The organism is Lysobacter sp. Root983 (assembly GCF_001429345.1).
In the GTDB taxonomy this organism is placed as follows: Bacteria; Pseudomonadota; Gammaproteobacteria; order Xanthomonadales; family Xanthomonadaceae; genus Lysobacter.
On sequence record NZ_LMJO01000001.1, the window covers coordinates 807,713 to 834,625 of the forward strand.

Below are 26,913 nucleotides of genomic sequence, written 5' to 3' on the forward strand. Positions count from 1 at the left end.
CCTTAACCACCTCCCTATGAATTAGCGCGTGCCTGGGGTGACGTTCGGAGTAGGTTTAATGGTGTCGGTATGAGTGGGAGATGAACCTGGCCGCCCGGTCGCCGCGCCCTGTTGCAGCGATGGGTTCGGCGCGCCACCGCCCTGCCCACCTTGGGCGCCCGGCACGTAACCCGGCTGACCGCCGCCGCCACCGCCGCCGTAGGTCGGCGTGGTCGGACGATAGCCCGCGCTGCCGGCGTAGCCCGGGGGCATGCCGGCGCCTGGCGCGGCCGAACCGGCGCCGCCCATGCTGTTGTAGGCGCTGGGCGTACCGAGCAGGCCCTGGAAGAACATCGCGGCCATCGGCGGTGCGCTGACGATCAGGATGGTGAGGATCAGGCCCATGCCGCCTTGCTGCATGGCCTGGCTGGTCATACCGTCGCTGAAGTCGCTGCCCATCAACCTGCCCGCCAAGGCGGTTGTCCAGAAGGCTGCCGATACGCGCGTAACCATCTCCAGGGCTATCGACACCATCGCGCTTAGGACCGCCATCGAGAATAGCGTTCCTATGCCGTAGTAAAGCCATTTAGTGAATAGCTGTTTTGTCTGGTCGAACAGCAAACACAATATGAATATCGGCCCGAAGCCGACGAACATCGCCATCGCGATCTCGTAGAGCAGCAGCATGGTGCCGCTGACGATCGCGGGCCCGCCCGTACCCATGCCGACGAACCACATGGCGCGGTTCTTGTCGTCGTCCAGGGTCGGGTCCCGGACCACGTCGATCATGTCGATACTCGTCAAGGCCACCTGCATCCAGGCCAGGCTCTTGTCGATCTGGTCCTCGATCTTGGTGTCCTTGCCGGTGACGATCCAATGGATTTCCTTGTTCAGGTCCTCCGTGAAGAACGTATGCATGTTGGTGCCGAACGCGGCCATCGAGGTGGCCACGCCGATGATGAAGGCGGCGCGCAACGAATTGCTCACCAAGGCCATCATCGGTTCGCGCGAGATGCCGGTCACGATGCGATAGCCCTGCACCAGGATCCACAGCGTCATCGCGGTGAGGGCGATAGCGCCCACCCACGTCATGGCGTTGGTCATCATGCCGACGCCGAACTTTTGGATCTCCTCGCGCAGATAGGCCAGGATCAGGCGGAAGAAGACGAAATCCCCCACCGACTGTACCTGCGGATTGAGCCAATCCAGCCAGTTGCCGATGCTGCCCTTCAGCCAATCACCCACGATTTCGATTCCCCTGCTCATCTGCGCGCCTATCTGCCTGTCGGGTCATTGCCGCTGGCCTGCCCCTGTTCACCCACCGCACCGAACCCATCGGCGCAGACTCACTACCGGCCGACGAAGCAGCGGGCCGCTAAGGGCCCGGCCGCTCCAGCCGTTCCCCTAACTCAGTTGCCGACCTTCAGCGCCGTCGCCAGCGCGCCGGTCTTGACCAGCGAACCCAGGATGGTCTGCTGACCCTTCATCGCCTTGTAGGCCAGCGTGCGCTGGTTCTCTTCCATGGTGGCGATGTAGACGTCGTAGGTCTGCATCTGGCCCTGCCAGATCTGGAACTTCAGCGCCAGGTCGTTGGAGATTTCGTTGGACGAGCTGTCCACCGCCGCCACGTTGCCCTGGGTGTTGCTGGAGTTGCGACGGGTGTTGACCGTCTTCAGCATGTTCTGCATCTGCGGCGCGACGTTCATGACGAACTCGACCGTGTAGTTGTACTTCTCGTTGCGAGCGCGACGGATGTTGACGCAGATTTCCTTCTGCTTGGCCACCCAGTCGCCGGCCGGATCCAGGCCGATCATGCTCAGCAGGCCGCTGACGCTGAGGCCGCCGCCGCCGCGGTTGCAGGATTCCTCGACCAGGTAGGTGTTGGCGTTGACCTTGGTCCAGGTGGTGCCGTTGGGCATGGAGACGGAGCTGAGCAGGCTCTGCATGTTGATCAGCTGCTGCTTCATGTGGTTGAGCTGATCGAGCCAGCTCTTGGCGTCGTTCGCGTAAGCCGCGGTATCGGCGAAGCGCTGCGAGTAGGTGTTGATCTGATTCAGGATGCTCTGGATCAGGTTCGGACCGACCTCGACCACCGGCCCCATGGCGCTGCCGTTGCCGGCGGCCAGCGAGCAGGTCAGGAGGATGCTGGCGAGCGCCAGCTTCTTGGACTTGCGGCCGTTGGCCTGGTTATTGCGCTTGATGATCATGGTGAAGTTCCTCTTCGATGGCAGGTAGCGGTGCGTCGTTGTCGTTCGCGTGCTGCGTGAATCCGTGTGGGGGGATCAGGCCGTGGCCTGTTGCGGTCGGTCGGTACTGGTCGCCTTGCCTTTGCCCGAGCCCTTGCGATTGGCGTAGAACGAGGCCAGCCACTGTTCCGGACGCAGTTCGTCGACCGTGATTCCGGCGCGACCGGCTTCGGTCTGAAGCACGTTGTGCATGATTTCGATGTTGTCGGTGGAGGCAGAGATCACCGCCAGCGAGTCGTCCAGGCCGCGCAGGTTGAGCTGGCAGACCGTGGCCGCGTGGCCTTGCTTGACCAGGAAGCAGCGCGAACGCTCGTCCAGGCTCTTGACCACCTGGTACTCCGAGTCGGTCAGCTTGAGGCCTTCCATGTAGTCCTCGCGGCTGGCGTTCGGGTTCGGCAGCAGGATCAGGGTCGCGGTCTGCTCGATCAGCGAGGCCGAGATGTCGCTGGCCAGCGCGTCTTCCGGGCTCTGGGTGGCGAAGATGCCCAGGCCGTTCTGCTTACGGATGGTCTTCTGCTTGTTCTTGGCGAATTCCTTGAGGCCACCGGAGCCATCCAGGATCTTCCAGAACTCGTCCATCACGTAGATCAGCGGGCGGCCGTCGATCAGCTCCTCGAGGCGGTGCAGCAGGTAATTGATCACCGGCACGCGCACTTCGGGGTTGTCGATCACATCGGTGTAGTCGAAACCGATGATGTTGGCCTTCTCGAGATTGATGGTGTCGACCGGGTTGTCGAACACCCAGCCCAGCGAATTGCCCGCGGTCCACTTGCGCATGCGCGCGAACAGACCGTCGTCGCCCATGTTGGGCAAGCTCTTCTGCAGGTTGGTCATGCTGCGCAGGTGCTTGGGCGTGTCGAGCATGTTCTCGACCGCGCGGAAGATGTCCTCGTCCTCGCGCGCCGAGTACTGGGTCTTGCCGCACAGCACCTTGATCAGGTCGGCCAGGAACTGGGTGTTGGCCTCGTTGCGCTCGCACTGCAACGGGTTGAAGCCGGTCGGCTGGCCGTTTTCCAGCGCCAGGTAGTTGCCGCCGCAGGCGCGCACGAAGATCTCGGCGCCGCGGTCCTTGTCGAAGAAGAAGATCGTCGGCGTCGGCTTGAGCTTCTGCACCTGGCTCAACAGGAAGTTGATCAACGCGGTCTTACCGGTACCGGACTTGCCGATCACCATGGTGTTGGCGATCGCCTTCTCGCCCAGCGAATTCTCGGCCGGGTGAGTGGCGTGGAAATTGAAGTAGTACGGCTGGCCGTTGGTGGTCTGCAGCGTGGTGACGCACTCGCCCCAGGGGTTGTTCTCCTTCTTGCCGGTCGCGAAGTTGTGCAGCGGCGACAGGCCGAGGAAATTCAGCGAGCTGACGTTGGCCAGACGCGTGCGGTACTGCCAGTTACCGGGGAACTGCGCGTAGAACGACGCGGTCACGGCCAGGTCTTCCTTGGCCGAGACGAAGCCGGCGTTGGACAGCTCGGCGCGCGCCATCGCGATGTTATTGGCCAGCTTCTCCTGGCTTTCGGCGAACAGGCAGATGGTGAAGTGGTACTCGCCGAGCACGAAGTTGCCCGAGGCCAGCTGGTCCATCGCCATGTCGAGCTCGACGATCTGGCTGACCGCCTTGTCGCCGGACGAAATCATCATGCCCTTGGTGCGGTCGAGCACCTTGAGCGCGTCCTGGCGGCCCATCGGACTGAACGAGTGCGTGATCACGTACTCGAAGTCCAGATACTTCATGCCGTTGAGGATGCCGGGATAGGTGCCGTCGGTGTACTCCTTGACGTTGAGCATCGCACCGAAGTGGTTGACGCCGGTCGGAGTGTTGACGACGAAATCGCCGGTCTTGGCCGAGAACATCAGCCGGCTGACTGGCAGATAGCTCGGGATCGGCGCCGGCAGCACCGGCACCGGCTCGTCGATGCGGTTGAGCAGATAACCGAAGAATTCCAGCGCCTCGGAGAACACGATGCCGTTCTTGGCCTCGTACATGCCCAGGCGGTACGGGGCGTAGTCCTTCAGCACGGCCTCGACGTTGCTGGCCAGCTCGAGGATCTTGGCCACGGCCTGATCCTGCTGGTCCTGCAACTGGGCGGCGCTGGTGGACTTCTCGACGAAGCGCTTACCGGACACGATCGGCCGGTACATCATCGTCATGTACAGCTCGTTCTGCATCAGCTTGGCGCCCGACAGCGTGGTGAAGTACGCGTCGGACATGTCCTGATTGAACTGCTGGTCGAACTTGGCGCCGCCCTGGACGCGGCGCTTGCGGCGCACGTCGTGGACCCAGAACGCGACGTTGGTGAAATCGGGCGCGCGCAGCGTCTGCAGCATGCGGTTGAACGTGTTGTGGCGGTGCTCGATCTCCCATTCCTCGCGACCGACGAAGGGCAGTCCGCCCAGGCTCCACACGAGCATGTAATCGCCGCCCGTGGTCTTGATGACGGTCGGGGACACATGCGTGGACAGCGGAATGAAATCGCTGATGGGCGTATCGGGAGTCAGCATGGCGTACTGGGTCTGCTCTGGAGTCGGACGGGCTGTGGATCGATCACCTGCCGCCGGCGCGATGCCTTGCGGCTACGCGACCGTCGGGACCTGCAAACCCGTGCGCCATCGCGGTCGGACCGCGATGGCGCCGGGGGCGTTTCACTTCCGCTTGTCGCCCGAGCCGCGGTAGGTGTTCTGCGTGAACACCCACATGCCCGAGTGGTGCTGCAGATTGCGCATGCGGAAGCGGAACTTCCAACGCAGGCTGAGCAAGCGGAAGATCATTTCGTCGCGTCGTGTCATTTGCCGCATCACGAAGATGACGAACGGCAACAACGCGATGCAAAACATGTTGACGTACATCGTCAACACGATGACCGCGCCCGCACCGATGGCGAAGGGGATGTAGGGCACCCCCAGGAACATCGCCGGCCGCGTGCAGCCGCGGAATAACACGTTCTTATGCATAGGACGCGCTGAGAATGGTCAGCATCACGCCCGAACCGACGTCTTCCGGGATGATCATCTTGGCGATCTGAGCGGCCGCACCGATCACGAACGCGCCGACCAGGATCGGCAGCATGTCCATGATGCGCTTGTTGGCGAACGCGATCTGATAGCCGGTGTAGATCAGAGCCATGGTGACGACGGCGACGGAAGCGATGTTCAGGAGACCGTTGATGTTGTTGATGAAGCCCTTCACGCGGCCCGTAGCGTCGGCGCCGCCGCCGCTCTGAGCGAACGCGATGTCCGGCACGAGCAGCATGCCGACGAACAGGGCCGCCATGACGAAGGACGTGAAGATGGTCTTGAGGTGCGCGTTGGAGTTCATGGATAGATCCCTCTTTCGATTGACAACGATTTGAATGGTGAAACTAGCTTCGGTTCAAACTACAAGCGGCACGCTAAAAAACGAATGCCTGATCCCCCTGGGATTGCTCCGTGGCGGCCGCGGGGGCACCCGCCATGGGTTGCACTTTCACCGGCTGCGGCGCCTGCGCGGCGACCACCGCGCCCATCGCCGCGACCGGCATGGGAGCGACGGGCTGCGGAGCGAACGCGGCCGGGGCCGGATTCGCGGACGCGACCGGAATCTGAACGGGATTGGGCGCCATCGGCATGGCCGGCGGCGCGGCTACCGCCATGCTGACGCGGCTGATGACCTGGGCCGGCGCCGCACCGGCGGCCGGCAGGCGCGTGGCGCCGCTCTGGCGGGTGTTGGCGAACAGCGGCATGCGGCTGACCGGCACCGAGCGGCGCGAGGGCTTGCTGATCACGGCGATGGCCTGGCCGTCGGACGCGGTGGTCTTGGCGCCCATCGAGGCGTAGACCTTCTGCACGTAGCCGTGGCGGTAGCCGGTGACGAAGTTGCCGGAGTAGTAACAGCTGAAGGACTTGCCCCAATCGCCGCTGGAGCGACCGTAGCACTCGGCCAGGATCTTCGAGCCGGCCTGCAGGTTCGGGCAGGCCTCGAAGGCCTTTTCGTAAGAATCCAGACCGTACTTGGCCAGGTTGTAACGATTGACCTGGGCCAGGCCCAAGGAGAAGTTGTAGCCCTTGCCTTCGAGCATGCGCACGGTGGCTAGGGCTTCGGGCAGGCTGCGCGGCTGGCGCACGAGGCGGCCGCCGACGACGCCGATGGCGTACGGATTGTAGGACGACTCAACGCGCACGACGTGGTGCATTACTTCGTGCGGAACCGCCAGACTGGGGCAGCTCATCAATTCGATACCGGGCAACATCCGTATTTCCCCCTGTGCCGACCTTGGCGTCGACCTAACAAAACCGTCTTATAAACAGCCTGTTATGCGCCTGATCGACACACTTATCATTCATCTACAGACGAATGATGTCAATAAGCGCTCCCCTACCCTGCCCCGGCAAGGTCGCGCCCCCAATAATGAGACAGACCTCGCGTTTATTCGCTGTGCGCACGTTCCGGGTTGAAATCGATGCCCGTAATGTGACGCTGCCCGGCGTGGGCCTTGATATGGACCACGATATCGATGGTCATCATCAACAACCGCTTGATGACCGCGAACTCGAGGCCCGAGCCCTCCGCCGAAGCCTTCACCATCAGCGCCAACTGGTCCCAGGTCTGGGTCGTGCTGCCGGCGTGGCAGCTGGTGATCGACCCGGGGTGGCCGGAGGCGCAATTTCGGATGAAGTAGAACGATTCGTCGCCGCGCAACTCCGCCAGGATGATCCGGTCCGGCTTCATGCGCAGACAAGCTTCCATGCAACTCTTTGCAGTGACGTTGCTAGTGCTTTGTCCACCTTTCGAATAGAGCAAGTGCACTACGTTCGGCTGCTGGATGAAAAGCTCGCGCGCGTCCTCGATGGTGACCAGGCGCTCGACGTCGGGGATATGCCCCACCAGCGACTTCATGAATGTGGTCTTGCCGCTGCCGGTGGCGCCGGCGACGACGATGTTCTTCTTGTACTGGACGGCCTTTTTGAAGAACTCCGAGTAGTTGCGCGAGGCGCGCAGCTCCAGCAGTTCGCGGTCGTGCTCGCTCAGGACATGCGTGCTTTCCAGGATCTGGGCGAAGAAGCCGTCGTCCTGGTACTGCTGCAAGGTCTTGTTGTGCTTGGACGGCAGGCGGATGGTGATCGAGACCTTGCCGGCGTCGCAGGCCGGCGGGATCACGAACTGCGCGCGCTGCCCGGTCGGGAAGGTCAACGAGACCACCGGGTCGGCATCGGTGATGCGCTGCCCCGTGTTGCTCTCGTTGACCACCGCCGTACAGAACTGCCGCGCCCGCTCGAAGGTCAGCGTCGGCACCTCGATGAACTTCCAGCCCTCACGGGTTTCCAGGTACAACTCGCCCGGCTTGTTGATGCAGATTTCGGTGACGTCGGGCGAGCTCATGTATTCGTGGATGCCCAGCACTTCGTACTGGTACTCCAGGAACCCGCTCGACACCTTCGCGATCGGCGAATCGTCCATACCCATTCAGACCGTCTCCCCGTCCATCATCAGCGGATGATGGACGAGAAGTCGACGTCCTTGGCCACGTAAACGTTGACCACGGTGCCCTGGTTGATCGTCACCGTCGGCGGACGGTTCACGCTCTTGTCCAGGGCCTGGTTGGCCAGACGCTCGACCGAACGCGCGGTCACGCTCTCGTAGGGGCTCTGCACCACCACGCCGCCCGGGGCGATCGTGTTGGTTTCCGGACCGTTCTCTGCCGCGGCGTACTTAAACGCGTCGGCGATCAGGCTGATCATCAGCGCCGAGGCGATGCGGCTGCCCCAATGCGCGTTGTAATCGCCCGGATGGCCGGCGCCGCCGAGGTTGTCCACGCCCGGGCTGGCCATGTTCACGTCGATGCCGGTCGGGGTGGTGATGCGGTCCCAGATCACCGACACGCGCGGGCCGTTGATGTTCTCGTTCTGGTAGCGGCCGGAGATCTTGGAGCCCTTGGGCAGCAAGAGGCGGCGGCCGTTGATCGAGTAGGTCGGCTCGGTGACGATGCAGGAGGTGAAGCCCGACACGTCGGTGACGATGCGGGTCTCCATCACGCAGCGGATGTAGGTACCGCGCACCAGCAGGGTGTCCGGGTTGTAGATCGGCTTGGCGCTGGCCACGGCCGCCGCCTCGCGCTGCGGACCCTGCTGCGGCATCTGGCCGTTGGCGTTGGGCACCATCGCCATCATCTGCTTGGCGTACTCGTCCGGCGGGGTCATGCCGGCGGTCGCGGCCTGACCCGGGGTCATGCCGCCCGCGCCGGAACCGTCGGCGCTGTTCATCATCCGGCGCTCCATCAGCGTCGGACCGCGCGGACCGGTGTCCTCGACCACCATCTGCGGCGCGTCGTTCTGCTGCGGCGGCGGCATTTCCGGGGCCAGCGGCACCGGCGGCAGATCCGAGACCTGCTCCGGCGGCAGCGGCGGCGCCACATCCGAAGCGGCCTTGGGCAGCTCGGGAATGTTGACCACCTCTTCCTCGACCTTGGCCTTGTCGTCTTCGCTGGAGGTCGCGCGGGTGAACATCCACACCGCCGCGAACACCAGCAGCACCACGATGCCGGCCAGGAACAGCAGGGCCTTGCGGTTGAGCTTCTGGACGTCGCTGGATTTGAGCAGCGGCGCGCCCGCGTCCAGGTCGGGCGCCTGCTGGGCGTTCGACTGCTGGCCGTAGTACGGATTGGCGCCGGTGTAGCCGTAGCTCTGCTGATCCTGCGGAGCGCCGGTGTTTTCGTCGGGCTGGCCCTGGTTGGGCGGCATGTGTTGGCTCATTTCTGCTTGTTCCTGCGCAGACCGACGACGTTCTTGCCGTGGCGGATGATCAAGTAGGGATAGGTGCCGTGGATGACGATGGTGTTGTCCTCGACCGTGGTGTTGACCACGAAGTCCTCGCCGCTCTCACGTTCGCGCGCGAACACCGCCGGGAAGTTGCCGGTCGGCAGGTCCTTCAGGCCACTCATCTTGACGTAGGTGAACTGGCCGTCGTCGTAGACGTTGACCGGAATCAGCCAGGCCTTCTTCTTGGCGCTGCGCGTCGAATACTGGTAGTCGAAGTGGTACAGCCGGTTCTTGTCCAGCGCGGTGCTGATCTCCGGCACCGGGGCCTCGGCTTCCTTGGCCTTGGCGGCGGCGAACTCGGTGTCCTTCGGATACACGAACTTGATCTTGTATTGCACGCCGGCCTGCTTGGCCTGCTCCAGCACGCGCCAGTCGGTGGCGACGACCTTGAGCTCCAGGATGTAGGAGTGGGTCGCGGTGCGGATCATCATGTTGGTGTCGACGTCGACGTTCTTCGGCTTCAAATAGAAGACGTTGTCGCGACGGCTCAGGTCCCAACCCGCGCTGAAGCCGGTGCTGTAATCGAGGATGACCTCGTTCGGGTCCAGCTCGACCTGCGTGGTGATGCCCAGACCGGTACGCACCTGGTAGATGCGGCTGGGTTCGTATTCGTATTCCTGGACCACTTGGGCCGCGGCGGGTAGCGCCGAGCCGGCGAGCGCCAGAAGCAACAGGGCGGCGGCGAGGCGATGTTTACGCAGGCAATTCATCGGGTGCTGACTCCATTCGCATTACCGGTCGGTGCGGGTGCGGCCGGCGGCGTCGCCGGGTTGACGGTGTTGGGGGCGGGCGCGCCGGGTTGCGGCACGGCGCCGGCGGGTGCCGGCATGCCAGGCTGCGGCGCGGCCGGAACCAGGTTGGGATCGACCGGCTGGCCGGGCACGGCGGCGGGCGCCGCGGCCGGAGCTGCCTGGGTCGGCACCGGGAATTCGCTGCCGGTATTGACCGGCGGCGACGCGGCGTAGTCGTTGTCGACGCGATAGCCGGTGACCTGGAAGCCGAGCGGATTGAGGACGCGGTTGTTCTCGTCCATCTTCAGGTTCGACTTGTACAGGAACTCGATCGTCGCGATCTTGCTGTCCAGCGGCTCCGAAGCGCCGCTTTCCTTGTTGTACAGCGTGCGCTGGAAGCGCGCGGTCGCCGTCTTGGTCTTGTCGTCGGTATTGGACGCGCCGTGCAGCTGCATGCTGAGGATCTTCACGCGCACGGTCTTGGTCTTGCCGAACAACGTGATCGGGTTGTTGCGATTGGTGCTGTCGTACAGCTGCTTGTAGCCGCTGGTGACCTGCGGGGTGCCCATCGCGAACACCGTGGACCAGTCGCGCTCGCCGATCTGCGAGAAGTCGTAGGACTCGCGCGCCATGATGAAGTGCGAGATGTTGCTCTTGTTGAGCGCCTCGCTGGCGGCGATGGTCGGGTTGGCGAAGTCGTCGCGCAGACGCGCGATGGTGACCGTGCCGGTGTAGGCGTCGGCCATCACCAGGTAAGGCACCTTTTCCTTCAGCGGCAGGAAGTAGAAATAGCCGCCGGCCAGGATCAGGGCCATCAGGATCGCCGCCCACGCCACGATCCACGCGCGCTTTTCGCTGCGGCGTGCGATATCGGCGACGGTGACTTCGTAGTTCACGGCCTTGGCGACCGCGTTCTCCACTTGAGGAGTGACTGCTTTCTTTCCGAACATCTAGGCTGCATCCAGTACGAGCATGGAAAGTGCGTCGCCTGTCGCGCGCGCGGGCCGACAGGCCACGACCGCGCGCGACGACGACGTGCGCGCGTTTACGGCGCGACCCCGGCCACGTGCGCCGCCTCGGCCTGGGCGGCCTCGGACGACGGTGCGGTTTCGCCCGACATCGACGCGGAGCTCGCCGCCGGCGTCGCCGCGCGGACCACGATCTGGCCGTTCTCGACCGTCACCGACACGCCCTGGGCGGAATACGCCGAGCTCAGCTGGGCGACCGCGTCCTGGACGCTGGTGGTGTGGATCTGGGCCACGGCCTGATGCAGGGTGAAATCGGACGGATGCAGGTAGGACAGCGGCATCTGCGAATCCTGCGACCAGCGCTCGAGCATCGTCTTCAGCGTGCCGTCCATCGGCGACGGGTAGTAGACGTAGGTCTTTTGCAGGGGGATTTCGTCAGGAACCGCGGCGAAATGGTTGACCGGCTTCCAGCGACCGCCGAAATCCGGAGCCGGGCGCGACGCGCAGCCGACCAAAGCGACGGCCAACAACGCCGCGACCCAAACACGATGACTGGTTGCAGTAGAGATACTCACGCTTTCCCCAATAGTCTTGAATTGACGCGCGCACCGATCGTTGAAGGTGGCGGACGCGGCCGGCATCGCCGGTGCGCTCGCGCCACCATCGTCTAGATCAGTGAAATTGAGATGACCGGACGCAGCTCGGTCGGTATGCGGTTCCGGGCGCCGTCTCCCCGACGGCGCGGGCCGCGCGTGCTCTCGTCGCACCGGACGGCGACGACGTCGCATCCGATGAACGACTAGAGAAAATCGTTCTGTCCATGAACTCCCCCCTTACACCACGGCCACATTGTTAACGAGCTATGCGACGCTCGTCACTGAAGGTTAGCCCGAACTTAAACCGATGAGCAATAGGTTGGCGCAACTTAAGTGTGCATTTGTGCCGCACGGCGTCTGTTACAAGCCAATTAGACGCTCGATCGCCGCATCCAAGGTCGTTTCGTTCTTGGCGAAACAGAGCCGAGCTAGGCGTTGATTGGCCGGTGCGGACTCGTAAAACGGCGACAATGGGATCGCGGTCACACCTTTTTCTATCGTCAGCCAACGACAGAACGCGACGTCGTCGAGATCGCTGATCGCCGAATAATCGACCAGTTGGAAGTAGCCGCCGGCCACCGGCAGCGCCTGCAGACGCGTCGCGGATAGTTGCGCGCGAAACCGATCGCGCTTGGCCTCGTAGAAGGCGCCGAGCTGCTCGTAGTGCTCCGGCTCGGCCTCGATCATCTCGGCGAACGCCCACTGGGCCGGGGCGAAACTGCAGAAGCTGTTGTACTGGTGGACCTTGCGGAATTCGGCCGACAGCGCCGGCGGGGCGATGCAGTAGCCGATCTTCCAACCCGTGCAGTGGTAGGTCTTGCCGAAGCTGGAGACCACGAACGCGCGCTCGCGCAGTTCCGGGTAGCGCAGCACCGACTCGTGGCGCACGCCGTCGAAGACGATGTGTTCGTAGACTTCGTCCGACAGCAGATAGATACCGGTCTGGCGCAGCAGCGCGCTCAAGTGGGCGATATCGTCGGGCGTGAACATGGCGCCGGACGGGTTGTGCGGCGAATTGATCATCAGCATGCGGGTCTTGGGCGTCACCGCCGCGCGTACCCGATCCCAATCCACCGCGAAGGTACGCGGGTCCAGCGGCACGTGCACCGCGCGGCCGCCGGCCAGATCGATCGAAGGCTCGTAGCTGTCGTAGCAAGGGTCGAGCACGATCACTTCCTCGCCCGGCCGGACCACGGCGTGGATGGCGTCGAAGATCGCCTCGCTGGCGCCGGAGACCACGGTGACCTCGCTGTCGGCGTCGGGGCGGTGGCCGTAGCAGCGCTCGGTCTTGGCCGCGATCGCCTGGCGCAGGGCCGGGATGCCGGTCATCGGCGCGTACTGGTTCTTGCCCTCGCGCATCGCCCGCGTCAGCGCGTCGACCAGGCGCGCGGGCACCTCGAAGTCGGGGAAGCCCTGGCCCAGGTTGACAGCGCCGTGCTCGGCGGCGAGCTGCGACATCACGGTGAAGATGGTGGTGCCGACCTTCGGCAGCTTGGTCTCGGGGCTCATGGATCCGGAACGTGGCGAGGGGGATGCCGAGTGTACGGAATCGTCGTTGCAACATATAAGGAAGGCGGCATGACGATGCGGAACCGGCTCATGCGGCTGCGCCATGCCCGCCTCGCATAGGGGTTTTCTCTCAGCGTCAGCGCGACGGCGCCGCCGTCCGTCGGCCTGCGTTTGCGCGCCGGTGCGAGCGGCACCAGACTGGACGCATGCGCGAAATCCAGATCGTCGACGCCGCCGAGCTGGCCGCCCTGTACGCCGCGGCGAGCTACGCCGTGGTCGTCGACGGCGATGCGATCGCGCTGCGGGTCGGCGAGCCCGCGCCGGACCTGGAGGCCTACCTGCCGGCCGAGGCCTACGTACTGGTCAGCGCCTGGAACCCGGCCTCGGAGCCGCGCTCGGACGCAGCCAACGAGGCCGCCGACGCGGCTCTGGTCGCGCGCCTGGACGCGGCCGGCATCGCCCGCCAGGCGGCCTGGGCCAGCGCGCCCGACGGCCAATGGCGCGAACCGGGCTGGCTGCTGAGCGGGATCGAACAGTCGGCCGCCGACCGCCTGGCCGCCGACTTCGGCCAAGCCGCGGTGCTGGCCTGGCGGCGCGGCCAGCCGGTGCGCCTGCGCATGCTGCTGGCGACGCCGGCCGCGGTCGCGACGCAGGCCCATACCGACTGGGTCGCGCCCTAAGCGCCGTCCCGGGCAAGGGTGCGGCGCGCGACTGGCGCTAAACTAGCCGGCTACGCGGCCCACCGCCGCCCGCGCCCGACCGATGACCCCACTCGACCGCCCCGCCCCTGCGTTGCTGGAAGCCCGCGGCCTGCGTTTCGCGCGCAACGACGAACCCGTGTTCGGGCCCTTGGATTTCTCCGTCGATGCCGGCGAAGCGCTGCTGGTCCAGGGCGGCAACGGCGCCGGCAAGACCACGCTGTTGCGGGTGCTGGCCGGCCTGCTGCGCGCCGACGGCGGCGAGATCGACATCGACGGCGAACGCGCGCGCGCCGCGCGGCGGGCGCGCGCGATCGCCTACCTGGGCCACCTGCCCGGGCTGAAGGCCGATCTGAGCGCGCTGGAGAACCTCAATTTCCTGTGCGGTCTGCAGGGCCGCCGCCGCGCCCAGCTGCCCGAGAACGCCTTGGCGATCGTCGGCCTGGCCGGCTACGAGGACGCGCTGGCGCGCCAGCTCTCGGCCGGACAGAAGAAGCGCCTGTCGCTGGCGCGGCTGTGGATGTCGCCGGCGCCGCTGTGGCTGCTGGACGAGCCCTACGCCAACCTCGATCTGGACGGTATCGAACTGGTCAACCGCATGGTCCAGGCGCACCTGCGCGACGGTGGCGCGGCCCTAGTCACCACTCACGGCGCCTACGCGGCGCCGCCGGTGCGCACGCGCATGCTGATGCTCGAGAAACCCGCATGACCCCGAACCCGACCGTCCGCGCGCAGCGCCCCGGCAGCGCCGCCCTGCCCGGCCTGATCGGCGCCGCGCGCGCCCTGCTCGCGCGCGATCTGCGCCTGCTCTGGCGCCGCCGCGGCGATGCCCTGCAGCCGGCCCTGTTCGCCTTGCTGGTGGTGGTGCTGTTCGCGCTCGCCCTGGGCGGCGAGGCCCAGTCCTTATCCAAGGTCGCCGGCGCGGTGCTGTGGTTGTCGGTGCTGCTGGCCGGCCTGCTCGCCCTGGACACCCTGTTCCGCGGCGACGCCGAGGACGGCTCGCTGGAGCAGTGGATGCTGGCGCCGGTGCCGCTGGGCTGGCTGGTCGCGGCGCGCACCTTCATGCACTGGGCCACCACCGCCCTGCCGCTGCTGATCGCCACGCCGTTCCTGGCCGAGCTGCTGCACCTGCCGCGCGCGCAGCTGCCCGTGCTGCTGGCCTCGCTGGCGCTGGGCACGCCGCTGCTGAGTCTGCTCGGCGCCGTGGTCGCCGCGCTGACGGTCGGCATGCGGCGCTCTGGTATCCTGGTGGCCTTGTTGGCGCTGCCGCTGTACGTGCCCGTGCTGGTGTTCGGCGCCGGCAGCGTGGCCGCCTCGGCCCAGGGACTGGACGCCACCGGCGGGCTGCTGATGCTCGGCGCTGGCTTGGTGGTGGCGCTGGTGCTGGCACCGCTGGCCGCCGCCGCCGCGATCCGGATCGCCCTGAACTGACCGCTCGCCCGCGGCCGGTCCGGACCCCGAACCCGGCCGCGACGAACCGATCACCGCCCGCGCGGTCCAACCGCCGCGCCCCCAACACGCCCGTCGCCGGGACGGACCGAAACGCTGCATGAATCCACTCGTCCGCTGGTTCCACCAACTCGGTTCGCCGCCCACCTTCGACCGCTTCGCCGCGCGTTGGGCGCCGTGGGCTTACCTGTCCGGTCTGCTGGTCATGGCCTGGGGCCTGTACGGCGCCTTGTTCGTGGTGCCGGCCGATTACCAGCAGGGCGACAGCTTCCGCATTCTCTATATCCACGTGCCCAGCGCCTGGATGAGCATGGCGGTGTTCGCGCTGATGGCCATCTACGCCGCGATCGCGCTGATCTGGCGGATCAAGCTGTGCGAGATCCTGGCCATGGCCTGCGCGCCGATCGGCGCCGGCTTCACCCTGATCACCCTGGCTACCGGTTCGATCTGGGGCAAGCCGATGTGGGGCACCTGGTGGGACTGGGACCCGCGCCTGACCAGCGAGCTGATCCTGCTGTTCCTCTACCTGGGCGTGATCGGCCTGTACAACGCCATCGACGACCGCCGCGCAGCCGCGCGCGCGGCCGGCCTGCTGGCGATCGTGGGCGTGGTCCTGCTGCCGGTGATCCGCTATTCGGTGGAATGGTGGAACTCGCTGCACCAGGGCCAGACCATCCGCCTGCTGGGCGAATCGAGCATGGACGCGAGCATGATCGCGCCGCTGATCTGGATGATCGTGGGCACCAAGCTGTGGTTCGTCGGCGCCCTGCTGGCGCGCGCGCGCGCCGACAACCTGCGCCGCGAATCGGGCAAGGCCTGGGTCGCGCAACTGGCCGGTGTAGCGCGCGGCGAGGGCCCGCTGGCATGAATTACCTCAACTACGTCATCGCCGCCTACGCGGTGTTCGCCCTCGTGCTGATCTGGGACTTCGTCGCCACCCGCCTGCAGATCCGCCGCGAGCTGCGCAATGCGCGCGCACGCGCGGCGCGCCAGGCCAGCCAGACCGCACGCAGCCAAACGAGTGAATTGAGCCGATGAATCCGACCCGTCGCCGTCGTCTGTTGTGGGTACTGGCGCTGGTCGCCGCGTCCGCCATCGCCGTGACCCTGGTGGCGATGGCGCTGCAGCGCAACGTCGCCTATCTGTACACGCCCAGCGAAGTGCTGCGCGGCGAGGCCGGCGATCATGCCCGCTTCCGCCTCGGCGGCATGGTCGCGGCCAACTCCTTCAAGCGCGCGACCGGCTCGCTGGAGGCGCATTTCCGCGTCACCGACGGCGACGCCGAAATGCCCGTGGTCTATACCGGCATCCTGCCCGACCTGTTCCGCGAGAAGCAGGCCGTGGTCGCGACCGGACGCATGCAGGACGGCCGCTTCGTGGCCGAGGAAATCCTGGCCAAGCACGACGAAACCTATATGCCCAAGGAAGTCGCCGACAAGATGGGCATGGCGCACAAGAAGCACGACGTCGCCGCGCCGGGCGGCACGGAGCCGATGCGTTGATGCGGACCGGCATCGCTGCGCGCCGCGCTATCGCCAGCACGTCGTCCGCGCGCAAGTCCGTCGCAGGCGCTGCCGCGCATGCACTCCAGCGCCTGGCTCGCTTGAACGCCAGCCCACGCTTTTCGGAACCCAGACATGCTGCCTGAACTCGGCCAGATCGCCCTGATCCTGGCGCTGCTGATCGCCATTCTGCAGGCGCTGCTGCCGTTGCTGGGCGCGCACCGCGGCATCGGCCCTTGGATGGCGCTCGCGCGCCCGGCCGCGTATGCGCAACTGGCGCTGGTCGCCGGCGCGTTCGCGATCCTCACCCACGCCTTCGTGGTCCAGGACTTCTCGCTACGCTACGTGGCCGAGAACAGCAATTCGCTGCTGCCGATGGGTTATCGCTACTCGGCGGTATGGGGCGCCCACGAGGGTTCGCTGCTGCTATGGGCGCTGGTGCTGGCGCTGTGGACCGGCGCGGTCGCGCGCTACTCGCGCGCGCTGCCGCAGCCGGTGATCGCGCGCGTGCTCGGGGTGATGGGCATCGTCAGCGTCGGCTTCCTGTCGTTCCTGATCTTCACCAGCAATCCGTTCGCGCGCCTGCTGCCGGCGGTGGTCGAAGGCCGCGATCTCAATCCGCTGCTGCAGGACCCGGGCCTGATCATCCATCCGCCGATGCTCTACATCGGTTATGTCGGCTTCGCGGTGCCGTTCGCGTTCGCGATCGCGGCATTGCTGGACGGCAAGATCGATGCGCGCTGGCTGCGTTGGACGCGCCCCTGGACCAACATCGCCTGGGCCTTCCTCACCCTCGGCATCGCCCTGGGCTCGTGGTGGGCGTATTACGAACTGGGCTGGGGCGGCTGGTGGTTCTGGGATCCGGTCGAGAACGCCAGCTTCATGCCCTGGCTGGCCGGCGCCGCACTGCTGCATTCGCAGGCGGTGACCGAGAAGCGCGGCAGCTTCCGCGGCTGGACCCTGCTGCTGGCGATCGCCACCTTCTCGCTGTCGCTGCTGGGCACCTTCCTGGTCCGCTCCGGCGTGCTCACCAGCGTGCACGCCTTCGCCGCCGATCCTTCGCGCGGCCTGTTCGTGCTTATCTTTCTCGGCATCGTGATCGGCGGCTCGCTGCTGCTGTACGCGCTGCGCGCGCCCTCCGACGAGCCGGGCCAGCCCGATTCCGGAAAACCCTTCCAGGCCAGCTCGCGCGAGACCCTGCTGCTGGCCAACAACCTGCTGCTGACCACCGCCTGCGCGATGGTCCTGCTGGGCACCCTGTATCCGCTGCTGGCCGACGCGCTGGAGCTGGGCAAGCTGTCGGTGGGCCCGCCCTACTTCGCGCTGATGTTCGTGCTGCTGATGACGCCGTTGGTGTTGCTGCTGCCGTTCGGCCCGCTGTTCCGCTGGCAGCGCGAGCAGCTCTCGCGCCCGGCCGCGATGCTGCTGCCCTGGGCCGGTCTGGCCATCGGTGCGGCGATCGGCGCCTATTTCATGGCCCCGCAGGGCGCGTGGAAAGTCGCCGCCGGCATCGGCGGCGCGGTCTGGGTGGCGGCCGGTACGCTGCGTTTCGTGTGGACGCGCCTGCGCGGCGACGGCACCCGCTACACCGCCGAGATGCTGGGCATGACCCTGGCCCACGCCGGCGTCGCGGTGTTCCTGATCGGCGCCCTGCTGACCGAAGGTTTGAGCCAACAACGCGAGCTCGCGCTGTCGCCGGGCCAGACCGTCGAGGTCGGCCGCTACGCCTTCCGTTTCGACGGCGTCGCCCATCGCCAGGGCCCGAACTTCGAAGCCGACCGCGGCACCGTGACCGTGTTCGAGAACGACCGCCTGCTGCAGGTGATGCATCCGGAGAAGCGCGCCTACGCCAGCGGCGGCCAGGTCATGACCGAGGCCGCGATCGATCCCGGCCTGAGTCGCGATCTCTACGTCGCTCTCGGCGAACCGCTGGGCGACGGCGCCTGGGCCATGCGCGTGCATATCAAGCCCTTCGTGCGCTGGATCTGGGCCGGCGCGCTGCTGATGATGTTGGGCGGCTTCGTGGCCGCGGCCGACCGCCGCTTCCGCCCCAAGCTCGCCGTCGAGTCCGAACCCGGGCGCGACGCGACGCCGCCGCGAGACCCGATCCTCGCCCATAACCGCAGCGCGCTCGCCGACGGCGCGCGCGACGATGCCGCCCTGGGAGGCGACCGAGCATGAACAAGAGTCGCTGGTTGCCCCTGGCCGTGTTCGCCGCGCTCGCCGTGCTGCTCGCCGCCGGCGTGTGGCTGAGCCGCAATCCCAATCGCGAAGCCCTGCCATCGCCGCTGATCGGCAAGCCCGCGCCCGCGTTCTCGCTGCCGGTGCTGCACGAGGCCGGGCGATTGATGAGTTCCGAGCAGCTGCGCGGTTCGCCCTATCTGCTCAACGTCTGGGGCAGCTGGTGCCCGGCCTGCCGCGACGAGCATCCGGTGCTGACCCGCTTCGCCGAAACCAAGCGCGTGCGCGTGATCGGTTTCAACTGGAAGGACGAGCACGCCGACGCGATGCGTTGGCTGGAGCAGTACGGCAATCCCTATTGGATGGTGCTGGCCGACTACGACGGCAAGGTCGCGATCGACTGGGGCATCTACGGCGCGCCGGAGACCTTCCTGGTCGACGCCAAGGGCGTGGTGCGTTGGAAGCACGTCGGTCCGATGAGCGAAGCCACCATCCGCGACGAGCTGCTGCCGGCGCTGACGGAAGTCGAGAAGACGCGATGAGGCGCAAATCCCCCTCAATCCCCCTTTTGCGAAGGGGGATGACCAACGAAAAGCCCGCCTCCCTAGCCGACGCCACGGCTGCCCCCCCTTTTGAAAAAGGGAGGCTGCGGGCATTTACCGTTGCCTTGCGCAGCCTGTTGGTCGGCGCCGCGCTGACGCTGGCCATCGCCGCCCCGCTCGCCGCCCAGCCCGCCAACGATCCGGTCCCGCTGCAATTCAACGATGCCGCCGAGGAAGCCCGCTTCCATGCCCTGGCCGCCGAGCTGCGTTGCGTGATGTGCCAGAACCAGTCGCTGGCCGAATCCAACGCCCAGATCGCCCACGACCTGCGCCGCGAAGTGCTGGCGCTGATGCGCCAGGGCAAGGACGACCGCGCGATCAAGCAGTTCCTGGTCGCGCGCTACGGCGAGTTCGTGCTGTACCGCCCGCAGGTCGAATCCAAGACCTGGCTGCTGTGGTTCGGCCCGGCCCTGGTGCTGCTGGCCGGCGGCGCCGCGCTGGCGGTCATCGTGCGCGGCCGCGCGCGCGCCGCGTCGGCCGATCGCCCGCGCGCCGACGACCAAGACGACAACGAGGAATGGTGATGACCGCGTTCGTACTGGCCAGCGCCGCGCTGGTCCTGCTGGTGCTCGCCTATGTGCTGCGACCGCTGTGGCAGGCCAAACCGGTCGCCGCGGCCGGCGTGTTCGTCGGATTGGCCGCGATCACCGGCCTGACCTACGCTCTGATCGGCACGCCCGACGCGCTCAACCCGGCCCGCCGCGATCCGCCCGCGACCGCGCAGGATGCGATCGCCCAGCTCGAAGCGCAGTTGGAACGCGAACCCAATCGCATCGACGGCTGGCGCCTGCTCGCGCGTGCCTACGCCGAGGCCGGGCGCCTGGATAAGGCGCGCGCCGCGATCGCGCGCGCGCTCAAGCTGACGCCCGAGGATCCCGATCTGCTGGTGGAAAGCGCGGAGATCAGCGCGCTGGCCACCGACGGCCGCAAGTTCGATCCGGCCGCGGTCGCCTCGCTGCGGCGAGCGCTGGAGATCCAGCCCATGCACCAGCGCGCGCGCTGGTTCCTCGGCATCTCGCTGCGCCAATCCGACCAGCCGGCCGAGGCCGCACGCACCTGGGAGCCGCTGCTGGCCGTGGTCGATCCGCGCACCGCCGCCAGCCTGCGCGAGCAGATCGACGCCGCCCGCAAGGACGCCGGCCAGCCGCCGCTGCCCGCACCGCCCGCCGCGGCTTCCGCCGGCGGACTTAAAATCCGCGTCGCTTTGGCGCCCGCGCTGGCCGCGAAGCTGCCCGCCGACGCCAGCCTGTTCGTGCTCGCGCGCCAGCCCGACGGCCCGCCGATGCCCGTCGCGGTCGAAAAGCTGCGGGCCAAGGATTTCCCGGTCGAGGTGGTGCTGGACGACGGCGACAGCCCGATGCCGACCTTGAAGCTGTCGCAGTTGCAGCAAGTGGCCGTACTCGCGCGCGTGTCCGCTTCCGGCCAGGCGATCGCCCAGAGCGGCGACCTCGCCTCCAAGCCGCAGACCGTGCGCACCGACAGCAAGAACACGCTCGAGATCACCATCGACCAGGTCGTTCCATAAGGCCTGCCGCCAGCCCCTCTCCCGCGCGGACGCGCGCGCCTGCGAACGCCCGGACGCGGGCCGTTTGGGCCGGGACAGGGATTGGGGTGAGGCCGGCGCAAGCGAAGGGCGCGAACATCGCGCCGCCATTCCAGGCGACTCGCGCCCTCGCAGCGCGCGGTACGCGCTACGGCATGCCCCCATTCCCACCCGCGCCTTACCCCCGCCGCCCCACCCAGGCAAAATGGTCCCCCTAGCGCCGGCGCCGCACGCAGCGCGCCGCGCCCGCAACCAGGAAGGCAGCAACCCGGCATGACCGAATTCATTCCGCCCGGCACCCGCTATTTCGCCCTGCCCGACGGCTTCCCGATGAAGCGCGGCGGCCGCCTCGACGGCGCCCGCGTCGCCTACGAAACCTGGGGCGAACTCAACGCCGCGCGCGACAACGCGGTGCTGATCGTCACCGGCCTCTCGCCCGACGCCCACGCCGCGGCCAACGCCGGCAACCCCGAACCGGGCTGGTGGGAGGCCATGCTAGGCCCCGGCAAGCCGATCGACAGCGAGCGCTGGTTCGTGATCTGCGTGAACTCGCTGGGCAGTTGCAAGGGCTCGACCGGCCCGGCCTCGATCAACCCGGCCACCCGCGAACCCTACCGCCTGGACTTCCCCGAGCTGTCGGTCGAGGACGGCGCCGACGCCGCCGCCGTGGTGGTGCGCGGCTTGGGCATCGAGCGCCTGGCCTGCGTGATCGGCAACTCCATGGGCGGCATGACCGCGCTGGCGCTGCTGATCCGCCACCCCGGCATCGCCCGCAGCCACATCAACATCTCCGGCGCCGCGCGCGCGCTGCCGTTCTCGATCGCGATCCGCTCGCTGCAGCGCGAGGCGATCCGCCTGGATCCGCACTGGTACCAGGGCCGCTACGACGAACGCAGCTACCCCGAAGCCGGCATGCGCATGGCGCGCAAGCTGGGCGTGATCACCTACCGCTCGGCGCTGGAATGGGACGGCCGCTTCGGCCGCGTGCGCCTGGACTCCGACCGCGCCGACGACGAGCCCTTCGGCCTGGAGTTCGAGGTCGAAAGCTATCTCGAAGGCCACGCCCGCCGTTTCGTGCGTCGCTTCGACCCCAACTGCTATCTCTACCTCAGCCGCTCCATGGACTGGTTCGACCTGGGCGACTACGCGCGCGGCGCCGACGACGCCGGCCCGGCCGACACCCGCGCCGGCCTGGCCAAGATCCGCATCGAGCAGGCCCTGGCGATCGGCGTGCGCACCGACATCCTGTTCCCGCTGCAGCAGCAGGAGGAGATCGCCGACGGCCTGCGCGCCGGCGGCGCCGACGCGCGCTTCCTGCCACTGGAATCGCCGCAGGGCCACGACGCCTTCCTGGTCGATATCGGCCGCTTCGGACCGGCGGTGGCGGGCTTTCTCGCCCAGTTGTGACACCTACCGGTCCGGGGCCGCGCCGTCACGTGCCGGCGTGCCCGCGACCCGCTAGAATGGTTATATGGACATAACCCGATGTCATCAGGCCGAGGTCCTTCCGGATCTCGACTTCCCCGGCCACGACAAGCTGGTCGCGGCCATCGACGACGCCGTCAATGCCGGCGACGAACATGCGGTCACCTCGGCGCTGCGCAATACGCTGTGCCGGATGATCCGCGACCGCGACGTGCAGTTGCCCGATTGCGTGTTCGACGCCATCGACGACCACTACGCCCGCCGCGAGATCTACCGCAGCCCGCGCCTGGGTTACAGCGTGGTCGCCATGACCTGGGGCCCGGGCCAGGGCACGCCGGTGCACGACCACTGCGGCCTGTGGTGCGTGGAAGGCGTCTGGGACGGCGAACTGGAAATCACCCAGTTCGAACTGCTGGAGCGCAACGGCGACAACTTCCGCTTCCGCGCCGCCGGCGGCATGCACGCCGGCCCCGGCAGTGCCGGCAGCCTGATCCCGCCGCACGAGTACCACACCATCCGCAACGCCAGCGGCGATCATGTCGCCGTCTCGCTGCACATCTACAAGGCGCCGATGGAAGCCTGCTCGATGTTCGTGCCGCACGAAGGCGAATGGTTTACGCGCGTCGACAAGACCCTCAAGACCGACGAAGCGGCCTGATCGGCCGCACCGTAGCGCATGCCTCCTGTGGGAGCGACGTGAGTCGCGATTGAATCCCACACCACGCGCTGGCCCCATCGCAGCGACGTCGTTCCCACACGGACCACGTCGCTAGCTCATCGTACGCATTGATCGTTCCGAGGCCTACCTGCGGATTCGCGCGCGGCTACCCGTGCCGCAGTGCGGGCCCGCACCTACAATCCCCTCTCCCGCCACAACAGCCGAGCGCCCCATGCTGACCGACCTGTTGCTAGCCGCCCTGCACCACCTGCTGGTGTTCGCCCTGATCGCCATGCTGGTCGCCGAATCGACCCTGCTGCGCGGCCCGCTCGACGCCACCGCCCTCAATCGCGTGGCCCGCATCGACGCCGGCTACGGCGCCGCCGCCGGCCTGCTGCTGGTCGCGGGCCTGCTGCGCGTGTTCTACGGGGTCAAGGGCAGCGAGTTCTACCTGCACAACCCCTGGTTCCACGCCAAGCTCGGCGCCTACGTGCTGATCGGCCTGCTCTCGCTGCTGCCGACCCTGCGCTTCCTGCGCTGGCGCAAGGCCCTGAGCGCCAATCCGGCCTTCCTGCCCGACCCCGCCGACGTCGCCCGCCAGCGCGGCGTGATCCGCTTCGAGCTGATCCTGATCGCCGCGATCCTGGTCCTGGCCGCCGCGATGGCCCGCTACGGCGGCTTCTGAGCGCCACCGCCCCAGAACAGGCAGACCACGGGCGCCGACCTCGGCTATACTGCGCGCCCGCTGCCGGAGTGGCGGAATCGGTAGACGCAGCGGACTCAAAATCCGCCGCCCTTAAAAGCGTGTGGGTTCGAGTCCCACCTCCGGCACCAGAAAAAGCCCGCCGAAGCGGGCTTTTTCGCGTCTGCGGCCTGACTTGGCGCCGCGAGGCCCTCGATCACAGCAGCGCCGCAATCTCGCGCGTCATCGCTTCGAACAGGCCCAGGTTGCCCCAACGGTTGGCGACCACCGCGATGTGATTGCTCCCGATCACCGCTGCGCGGGGAGGCGACTCCGTCGCATGCCATGGCGATCCGCCAGCCAGGCCGAAGATCAATACGGCTTCGATGAGCGAACTCGCAAAGAGCGGCTCGTCAAGGTCACATCATCGCTCGATTGAAATACGTCGCCTGCTCGAACTCGGCGACGTTCACGGCGATGCGGGGGAGTAGCGGAAACAGCTGGGCCAGCTCGCTGACGATGGCCTTCGACAAGGCAGCGCGTTGCTCGACGCTGCGCCCCTGCATGATCCAGGCGAAGGTGTGGATGAAATCCTCACGTCCCCCGCCGACGGCGTAAGTCGCGAAGGGATGGACGCGGATCTTGATGTCCGATTCCTCGAACAGCCCCGATGCAGTCACCGCCCGGTGCAGGCGGGCGATGATCGACTCCTCATCGTGAATCCGAAGCAGCCCCTGAGAACAGTCGACTACGAAGTGCGGCATGCTGGCTCCATCGGTTGATGCGGGGATCGGGGATACGCTCCCTGGAACGGAAATGCGGGAGGCTTCAATCGAGCCTGCGCCACACGGAAATCGGGATGCTGCCGTCCGCCCGCGGCGGCACCTGGTAACGCAGCTCGGCGCCATCGAACCGGTACTGGCGCTTCTGGATCGTGCCTTCCCAGTTGGGAAAGGACGAACCCTCGATCGAGAACACCAGCACCCCTGCCCCGGGCTCGATCGTCATCGTCCCGTAGTGGGTACTGCTACCCATGACCGCGGACCGGAATTCATCGACGCTGCCATCGGCCTTGCTGTCGCTTGCGAAACTCAGGCGTTCGGACTTGAAGATCTGCAGCGAGTACCGCCCCTTGCCATCGACAACGAGTCGGCCCTTCGGGTTCTCGCCGTAGTCCCGTACGGTCTCGCCATCGGGCAGGACCTTGTCCGCGGCAACCAGGGTCCAGGTGCCCTGCAATGGGAACGCGCCGGTCGGCATTTGCGCGTCGCGCGCGGCCAGCCCCGTCAGCATTGCGACCAGTGCGCCGGTCAGTGTTTTCATCGCGGTGAGTCCTTAGGCGGGATCGAAGGCCCATCCTAGGCCGCTTGATAGATATGAAAAATACATCTAAAAATATATCTATCATTTCAAAAACGAATCTATCCAGATGAAGGCGATGGACGTGGACGCGGTCAGGGCTTTCCTGCTGGCGGCCGACCTGCAGAGTTTCACCCGCGCCGCCGAGGTGCTGGGCACCACCCAGTCCGCCGTCAGCATCAAGCTGCGGCGTCTGGAAGAGCAGCTCGGCCGCCGCTTGCTGGAACGCACGCCGCGGCTGGTGCGCCTGTCGGCCGAGGGGCTGGCGTTTCTGGGCGTGGCGCGCGAACTGGTGTCGTCGCACGACCGCGCGGCCACCGCCTTCGAGACCGAGCCGCGGCGATTGGCGATCGGCATCAACCAGCAACTGGTCGGCAGCCAACTCCCGTCTCTGTTGCGACAGATGCGCAATCACGATCCGCATCTGCTGGTGGAAATGCGCATCGCCGGCACAAACGAACTCATGCAGGGCCTGGACCAGGGGGAACTCGACGCCGTGCTGGTACTGCGCCCCGAAGATCGCGGCAAGCGGGGCAAGGCGGCGTTCGCGGAATCCTTCTCGTGGTTCGCGGCGGCCGGCTGGGAGCCGCATGCTGGACAGCCGTTGCCGCTGGCGACGCAAGGCGAATCCTGCCGGGTCCGCATCGAGGCGGTGCGCGCGCTCGACCGGGCCGGTATCGAATGGCGCGAAGTCTTCGTAGGCAGGGGCGCCGCCATCCTGGGAGCCGCAGCCGTCGCCGGCCTCGCGGTGGCGGTACTGGCACGGCGCGCGGCCCCGCCAGGCACGATCGACGTTGGTGCGCTGCTGTCGCTGCCGCCGATTCGCCCGCAAGACGTGATGCTCTACAGCAATCTCAGTGACCGCCGAACGCGAGACGCTTTGCGCATCCTCGCGCTGGCATTCCAGTGAAAGGCCTCGATCCATCGAGGAGCCGCCCATAGCGCAAGCATTCGCCGCTCTCGATCGGAGGATGGCCCCTGCTGAATCGGCCTGATCGGCCCCAACCCTCGCCCTCGCAGGCGGGTGGCCATGACCATGGCCCGAAAAAACCTCCGATTCCGTCAGCAAATATCAAGTAGCACAAATTGTGCACAAAAAAGATGCGTTGTTTCCACATAGGATGCCGTCCCGATCCGCGACTCGCAGGCAGCGTCCCATAGCATGGAAAAGAGCATCTACGACGCGTCCTCCTATCCGATCCAAGTGTCGAACGGCCGGGACATCGGCGCGGGGCACACCCGTGGCTGCTGGCTGGAGTTCTCCGATCTGGCGAACAAGGACCTGGGCAGCGATCCGATCTTCCAGCGCGCCTTGCGCGCCGCCACCGCGCGCGGGACCTTGGTGTCCACCAACAAGCTGGCCAATCTGTATCTGATCCTGCGCTACGCCATGCCCGATCCGCAGGCGCATGTCTTCGAGTTCGGCAGCTACATGGGCGGCTCGGCGGTGTTCATGGCCACCGCGTTGAAACTGCTAAAACGCGGCTCGCGGGTGTTCGCGTTCGACACCTTCGAAGGCATGCCGGAAACCGATCCGGTCCGCGACTTGCATCGTCAGGGCGATTTCGCCGACACCAAGTTCGACGGCCTGCTGAGCTACATCCGCGACAACGAGCTGCAGATGCACCTATCGCTGGTCAAGGGCCGCTTCGACGAAACCCTGCCGGGCGTGCTCGCCGAGCAAAGCCAGGGCCCGGGTCTGCTGCATGTGGACTGCGACATCTACGAACCGATCAAATACGTGATCCGCGCCTGCCTGCCACACTTGGGCCCGGGCAGTCACATCGTGTTCGACGATCCGCTGCACGGCTCCTGCCTGGGCGCGTTCGACGCCGTCCAGGAGCTGTTGATCCGCGAACTGAACCTGACCGCGGAACAGGCCTATCCGCATCTGGTGTTCCGCTACCCGAGCCTGCCGGACGCCTGAGCCGATCGCACGCGATTGGCATCATTTATGTGACCCCATTCGCGTTCCCCCGTCACTTCCAAACCGGATACT

At 66.6% G+C, this 26,913-nt stretch carries 29 protein-coding genes, 1 tRNA gene and 1 pseudogene; 16 read left to right on the top strand and 15 right to left on the bottom strand.

The window, feature by feature from the left end; translation table 11 throughout:
- Positions 1-21: 21 nt before the first annotated feature.
- The 12 genes from ASE43_RS03490 to ASE43_RS03545 all read right to left on the bottom strand — a co-directional run bounded on the left by ASE43_RS03490 (position 22) and on the right by ASE43_RS03545 (position 12,815).
- A complete protein-coding gene (locus ASE43_RS03490; protein WP_082576300.1) occupies positions 22-1,245 on the bottom strand; it encodes a type IV secretion system protein in 1,224 nt (407 codons plus the stop codon).
- Between the two features lie 143 nt (positions 1,246-1,388).
- A complete protein-coding gene (locus tag ASE43_RS03495; RefSeq protein WP_056175236.1) occupies positions 1,389-2,186 on the bottom strand; it encodes a hypothetical protein in 798 nt (265 codons plus the stop codon).
- Positions 2,187-2,261: 75 nt separating this feature from the next.
- Positions 2,262-4,721: a VirB4 family type IV secretion/conjugal transfer ATPase gene (locus ASE43_RS03500; protein WP_056175239.1), complete on the bottom strand. Its 2,460-nt coding sequence runs from the start codon at positions 4,719-4,721 to the stop codon at positions 2,262-2,264.
- A 141-nt stretch (positions 4,722-4,862) separates the two neighbouring features.
- Complete coding sequence (locus ASE43_RS03505) at positions 4,863-5,171, bottom strand: VirB3 family type IV secretion system protein (RefSeq protein WP_082576301.1); 309 nt, start codon at positions 5,169-5,171, stop codon at positions 4,863-4,865.
- Positions 5,164-5,535, bottom strand: a complete 372-nt coding sequence (locus tag ASE43_RS03510) for a TrbC/VirB2 family protein (RefSeq protein WP_056175246.1) — start codon at positions 5,533-5,535, stop codon at positions 5,164-5,166. Before ASE43_RS03510 ends, ASE43_RS03505 begins: the two co-directional genes overlap by 8 nt.
- A 73-nt stretch (positions 5,536-5,608) precedes the next feature.
- Entirely contained in the window at positions 5,609-6,445 is an 837-nt protein-coding gene (locus tag ASE43_RS22890) for a lytic transglycosylase domain-containing protein (protein ID WP_082576302.1), read from the bottom strand.
- Between the two features lie 176 nt (positions 6,446-6,621).
- Positions 6,622-7,659 carry a P-type DNA transfer ATPase VirB11 gene (gene virB11, locus ASE43_RS03520; RefSeq protein ID WP_056175255.1) on the bottom strand — a complete coding sequence of 346 codons (1,038 nt, stop codon included), beginning with the start codon at positions 7,657-7,659 and terminating at the stop codon, positions 6,622-6,624.
- Positions 7,660-7,682: 23 nt separating this feature from the next.
- The gene (locus ASE43_RS03525) at positions 7,683-8,945 is read right to left on the bottom strand and encodes a TrbI/VirB10 family protein (RefSeq protein ID WP_056175260.1); all 1,263 of its coding nucleotides are present in this window, start codon (positions 8,943-8,945) and stop codon (positions 7,683-7,685) included.
- Positions 8,942-9,721, bottom strand: a complete 780-nt coding sequence (locus tag ASE43_RS03530; protein WP_056175263.1) for a TrbG/VirB9 family P-type conjugative transfer protein — start codon at positions 9,719-9,721, stop codon at positions 8,942-8,944. The genes ASE43_RS03525 and ASE43_RS03530 overlap by 4 nt, the downstream gene beginning before the upstream one ends.
- Positions 9,718-10,692, bottom strand: a complete 975-nt coding sequence (locus ASE43_RS03535; RefSeq protein ID WP_056175266.1) for a type IV secretion system protein — start codon at positions 10,690-10,692, stop codon at positions 9,718-9,720. Before ASE43_RS03535 ends, ASE43_RS03530 begins: the two co-directional genes overlap by 4 nt.
- Positions 10,693-10,787: 95 nt before the next feature.
- Entirely contained in the window at positions 10,788-11,279 is a 492-nt protein-coding gene (locus ASE43_RS03540) for a hypothetical protein (RefSeq protein ID WP_056176666.1), read from the bottom strand.
- A gap of 387 nt (positions 11,280-11,666) precedes the next feature.
- On the bottom strand, positions 11,667-12,815 hold the full coding sequence (locus ASE43_RS03545) for a pyridoxal phosphate-dependent aminotransferase (RefSeq protein WP_057159478.1): 1,149 nt from the start codon (positions 12,813-12,815) through the stop codon (positions 11,667-11,669).
- Positions 12,816-13,021: 206 nt separating this feature from the next.
- On the opposite strand from ASE43_RS03545, the gene ASE43_RS03550 reads away from it, so the two are divergent.
- From ASE43_RS03550 to ASE43_RS03615, 14 genes and pseudogenes are all read left to right on the top strand, one after another.
- The gene (locus ASE43_RS03550) at positions 13,022-13,495 is read left to right on the top strand and encodes a DUF3293 domain-containing protein (protein ID WP_057159479.1); all 474 of its coding nucleotides are present in this window, start codon (positions 13,022-13,024) and stop codon (positions 13,493-13,495) included.
- Positions 13,496-13,577: 82 nt separating this feature from the next.
- Entirely contained in the window at positions 13,578-14,222 is a 645-nt protein-coding gene (gene ccmA / locus ASE43_RS03555) for a heme ABC exporter ATP-binding protein CcmA (RefSeq protein WP_056175277.1), read from the top strand.
- Positions 14,219-14,944 (top strand): heme exporter protein CcmB, encoded by a 726-nt coding sequence (gene ccmB, locus ASE43_RS03560; RefSeq protein ID WP_057159480.1) that lies wholly within the window; start codon positions 14,219-14,221, stop codon positions 14,942-14,944. The genes ccmA and ccmB overlap by 4 nt, the downstream gene beginning before the upstream one ends.
- 118 nt (positions 14,945-15,062) lie before the next feature.
- On the top strand, positions 15,063-15,830 hold the full coding sequence (gene ccmC, locus ASE43_RS03565; protein ID WP_057159481.1) for a heme ABC transporter permease CcmC: 768 nt from the start codon (positions 15,063-15,065) through the stop codon (positions 15,828-15,830).
- Positions 15,827-16,000, top strand: coding sequence for a heme exporter protein CcmD (gene ccmD / locus ASE43_RS03570; protein ID WP_056175286.1), 174 nt, complete (start codon positions 15,827-15,829; stop codon positions 15,998-16,000). The genes ccmC and ccmD overlap by 4 nt, the downstream gene beginning before the upstream one ends.
- The gene (gene ccmE / locus ASE43_RS03575; protein ID WP_056175289.1) at positions 15,997-16,464 is read left to right on the top strand and encodes a cytochrome c maturation protein CcmE; all 468 of its coding nucleotides are present in this window, start codon (positions 15,997-15,999) and stop codon (positions 16,462-16,464) included. The genes ccmD and ccmE overlap by 4 nt, the downstream gene beginning before the upstream one ends.
- 135 nt (positions 16,465-16,599) lie before the next feature.
- Positions 16,600-18,513 (top strand): annotated as a pseudogene (locus tag ASE43_RS03580) (heme lyase CcmF/NrfE family subunit); the annotation flags it as partial.
- A 128-nt stretch (positions 18,514-18,641) separates the two neighbouring features.
- On the top strand, positions 18,642-19,187 hold the full coding sequence (locus ASE43_RS03585; protein WP_056175291.1) for a DsbE family thiol:disulfide interchange protein: 546 nt from the start codon (positions 18,642-18,644) through the stop codon (positions 19,185-19,187).
- A 134-nt stretch (positions 19,188-19,321) separates the two neighbouring features.
- The gene (locus tag ASE43_RS03590) at positions 19,322-19,771 is read left to right on the top strand and encodes a cytochrome c-type biogenesis protein (protein ID WP_235568657.1); all 450 of its coding nucleotides are present in this window, start codon (positions 19,322-19,324) and stop codon (positions 19,769-19,771) included.
- Complete coding sequence (locus ASE43_RS03595) at positions 19,771-20,772, top strand: tetratricopeptide repeat protein (RefSeq protein WP_235568640.1); 1,002 nt, start codon at positions 19,771-19,773, stop codon at positions 20,770-20,772. The genes ASE43_RS03590 and ASE43_RS03595 overlap by 1 nt, the downstream gene beginning before the upstream one ends.
- Before the next feature lie 291 nt (positions 20,773-21,063).
- Positions 21,064-22,197, top strand: coding sequence for a homoserine O-acetyltransferase (locus tag ASE43_RS03600; RefSeq protein WP_057159484.1), 1,134 nt, complete (start codon positions 21,064-21,066; stop codon positions 22,195-22,197).
- Between the two features lie 64 nt (positions 22,198-22,261).
- Complete coding sequence (locus ASE43_RS03605; protein WP_057159485.1) at positions 22,262-22,873, top strand: cysteine dioxygenase family protein; 612 nt, start codon at positions 22,262-22,264, stop codon at positions 22,871-22,873.
- A gap of 232 nt (positions 22,874-23,105) precedes the next feature.
- Positions 23,106-23,558: a DUF2214 family protein gene (locus ASE43_RS03610; protein WP_056175310.1), complete on the top strand. Its 453-nt coding sequence runs from the start codon at positions 23,106-23,108 to the stop codon at positions 23,556-23,558.
- Between the two features lie 62 nt (positions 23,559-23,620).
- Positions 23,621-23,707: transfer RNA gene (locus tag ASE43_RS03615), tRNA-Leu, on the top strand.
- A gap of 65 nt (positions 23,708-23,772) precedes the next feature.
- On the opposite strand, the gene ASE43_RS21570 is transcribed toward ASE43_RS03615, so the two are convergent.
- The 3 genes from ASE43_RS21570 to ASE43_RS03625 form a co-directional block, all read right to left on the bottom strand.
- Positions 23,773-23,931 (bottom strand): hypothetical protein, encoded by a 159-nt coding sequence (locus tag ASE43_RS21570; protein ID WP_157499649.1) that lies wholly within the window; start codon positions 23,929-23,931, stop codon positions 23,773-23,775.
- A 43-nt stretch (positions 23,932-23,974) separates the two neighbouring features.
- Complete coding sequence (locus ASE43_RS03620; RefSeq protein ID WP_057159486.1) at positions 23,975-24,319, bottom strand: 5-carboxymethyl-2-hydroxymuconate Delta-isomerase; 345 nt, start codon at positions 24,317-24,319, stop codon at positions 23,975-23,977.
- A gap of 64 nt (positions 24,320-24,383) precedes the next feature.
- Positions 24,384-24,878, bottom strand: a complete 495-nt coding sequence (locus ASE43_RS03625; protein ID WP_057159487.1) for a lipocalin-like domain-containing protein — start codon at positions 24,876-24,878, stop codon at positions 24,384-24,386.
- 106 nt (positions 24,879-24,984) lie between these two features.
- On the opposite strand from ASE43_RS03625, the gene ASE43_RS03630 reads away from it, so the two are divergent.
- Entirely contained in the window at positions 24,985-25,824 is an 840-nt protein-coding gene (locus tag ASE43_RS03630; protein WP_057159488.1) for a LysR family transcriptional regulator, read from the top strand.
- Positions 25,825-26,076: 252 nt separating this feature from the next.
- The gene (locus ASE43_RS03635) at positions 26,077-26,841 is read left to right on the top strand and encodes a class I SAM-dependent methyltransferase (protein ID WP_057159489.1); all 765 of its coding nucleotides are present in this window, start codon (positions 26,077-26,079) and stop codon (positions 26,839-26,841) included.
- Positions 26,842-26,913: the final 72 nt, after the last annotated feature.

What these genes read in the sequence shown, in the direction of transcription:
- ASE43_RS03490 (WP_082576300.1), bottom strand. Translation starts at nt 1,245, where the DNA reads ATGAGCAGGGGAATCGAAATCGTGGGTGATTGGCTGAAGGGCAGCATC.
- ASE43_RS03495 (WP_056175236.1), bottom strand. Translation starts at nt 2,186, where the DNA reads ATGATCATCAAGCGCAATAACCAGGCCAACGGCCGCAAGTCCAAGAAG.
- ASE43_RS03500 (WP_056175239.1), bottom strand. Translation starts at nt 4,721, where the DNA reads ATGCTGACTCCCGATACGCCCATCAGCGATTTCATTCCGCTGTCCACG.
- ASE43_RS03505 (WP_082576301.1), bottom strand. Translation starts at nt 5,171, where the DNA reads ATGCATAAGAACGTGTTATTCCGCGGCTGCACGCGGCCGGCGATGTTC.
- ASE43_RS03510 (WP_056175246.1), bottom strand. Translation starts at nt 5,535, where the DNA reads ATGAACTCCAACGCGCACCTCAAGACCATCTTCACGTCCTTCGTCATG.
- ASE43_RS22890 (WP_082576302.1), bottom strand. Translation starts at nt 6,445, where the DNA reads ATGTTGCCCGGTATCGAATTGATGAGCTGCCCCAGTCTGGCGGTTCCG.
- virB11 (WP_056175255.1), bottom strand. Translation starts at nt 7,659, where the DNA reads ATGGGTATGGACGATTCGCCGATCGCGAAGGTGTCGAGCGGGTTCCTG.
- ASE43_RS03525 (WP_056175260.1), bottom strand. Translation starts at nt 8,945, where the DNA reads ATGAGCCAACACATGCCGCCCAACCAGGGCCAGCCCGACGAAAACACC.
- ASE43_RS03530 (WP_056175263.1), bottom strand. Translation starts at nt 9,721, where the DNA reads ATGAATTGCCTGCGTAAACATCGCCTCGCCGCCGCCCTGTTGCTTCTG.
- ASE43_RS03535 (WP_056175266.1), bottom strand. Translation starts at nt 10,692, where the DNA reads ATGTTCGGAAAGAAAGCAGTCACTCCTCAAGTGGAGAACGCGGTCGCC.
- ASE43_RS03545 (WP_057159478.1), bottom strand. Translation starts at nt 12,815, where the DNA reads ATGAGCCCCGAGACCAAGCTGCCGAAGGTCGGCACCACCATCTTCACC.
- ASE43_RS03550 (WP_057159479.1), top strand. Translation starts at nt 13,022, where the DNA reads ATGCGCGAAATCCAGATCGTCGACGCCGCCGAGCTGGCCGCCCTGTAC.
- ccmA (WP_056175277.1), top strand. Translation starts at nt 13,578, where the DNA reads ATGACCCCACTCGACCGCCCCGCCCCTGCGTTGCTGGAAGCCCGCGGC.
- ccmB (WP_057159480.1), top strand. Translation starts at nt 14,219, where the DNA reads ATGACCCCGAACCCGACCGTCCGCGCGCAGCGCCCCGGCAGCGCCGCC.
- ccmC (WP_057159481.1), top strand. Translation starts at nt 15,063, where the DNA reads ATGAATCCACTCGTCCGCTGGTTCCACCAACTCGGTTCGCCGCCCACC.
- ccmD (WP_056175286.1), top strand. Translation starts at nt 15,827, where the DNA reads ATGAATTACCTCAACTACGTCATCGCCGCCTACGCGGTGTTCGCCCTC.
- ccmE (WP_056175289.1), top strand. Translation starts at nt 15,997, where the DNA reads ATGAATCCGACCCGTCGCCGTCGTCTGTTGTGGGTACTGGCGCTGGTC.
- ASE43_RS03585 (WP_056175291.1), top strand. Translation starts at nt 18,642, where the DNA reads ATGAACAAGAGTCGCTGGTTGCCCCTGGCCGTGTTCGCCGCGCTCGCC.
- ASE43_RS03595 (WP_235568640.1), top strand. Translation starts at nt 19,771, where the DNA reads ATGACCGCGTTCGTACTGGCCAGCGCCGCGCTGGTCCTGCTGGTGCTC.
- ASE43_RS03600 (WP_057159484.1), top strand. Translation starts at nt 21,064, where the DNA reads ATGACCGAATTCATTCCGCCCGGCACCCGCTATTTCGCCCTGCCCGAC.
- ASE43_RS03605 (WP_057159485.1), top strand. Translation starts at nt 22,262, where the DNA reads ATGGACATAACCCGATGTCATCAGGCCGAGGTCCTTCCGGATCTCGAC.
- ASE43_RS03610 (WP_056175310.1), top strand. Translation starts at nt 23,106, where the DNA reads ATGCTGACCGACCTGTTGCTAGCCGCCCTGCACCACCTGCTGGTGTTC.
- ASE43_RS03620 (WP_057159486.1), bottom strand. Translation starts at nt 24,319, where the DNA reads ATGCCGCACTTCGTAGTCGACTGTTCTCAGGGGCTGCTTCGGATTCAC.
- ASE43_RS03625 (WP_057159487.1), bottom strand. Translation starts at nt 24,878, where the DNA reads ATGAAAACACTGACCGGCGCACTGGTCGCAATGCTGACGGGGCTGGCC.
- ASE43_RS03630 (WP_057159488.1), top strand. Translation starts at nt 24,985, where the DNA reads ATGAAGGCGATGGACGTGGACGCGGTCAGGGCTTTCCTGCTGGCGGCC.
- ASE43_RS03635 (WP_057159489.1), top strand. Translation starts at nt 26,077, where the DNA reads ATGGAAAAGAGCATCTACGACGCGTCCTCCTATCCGATCCAAGTGTCG.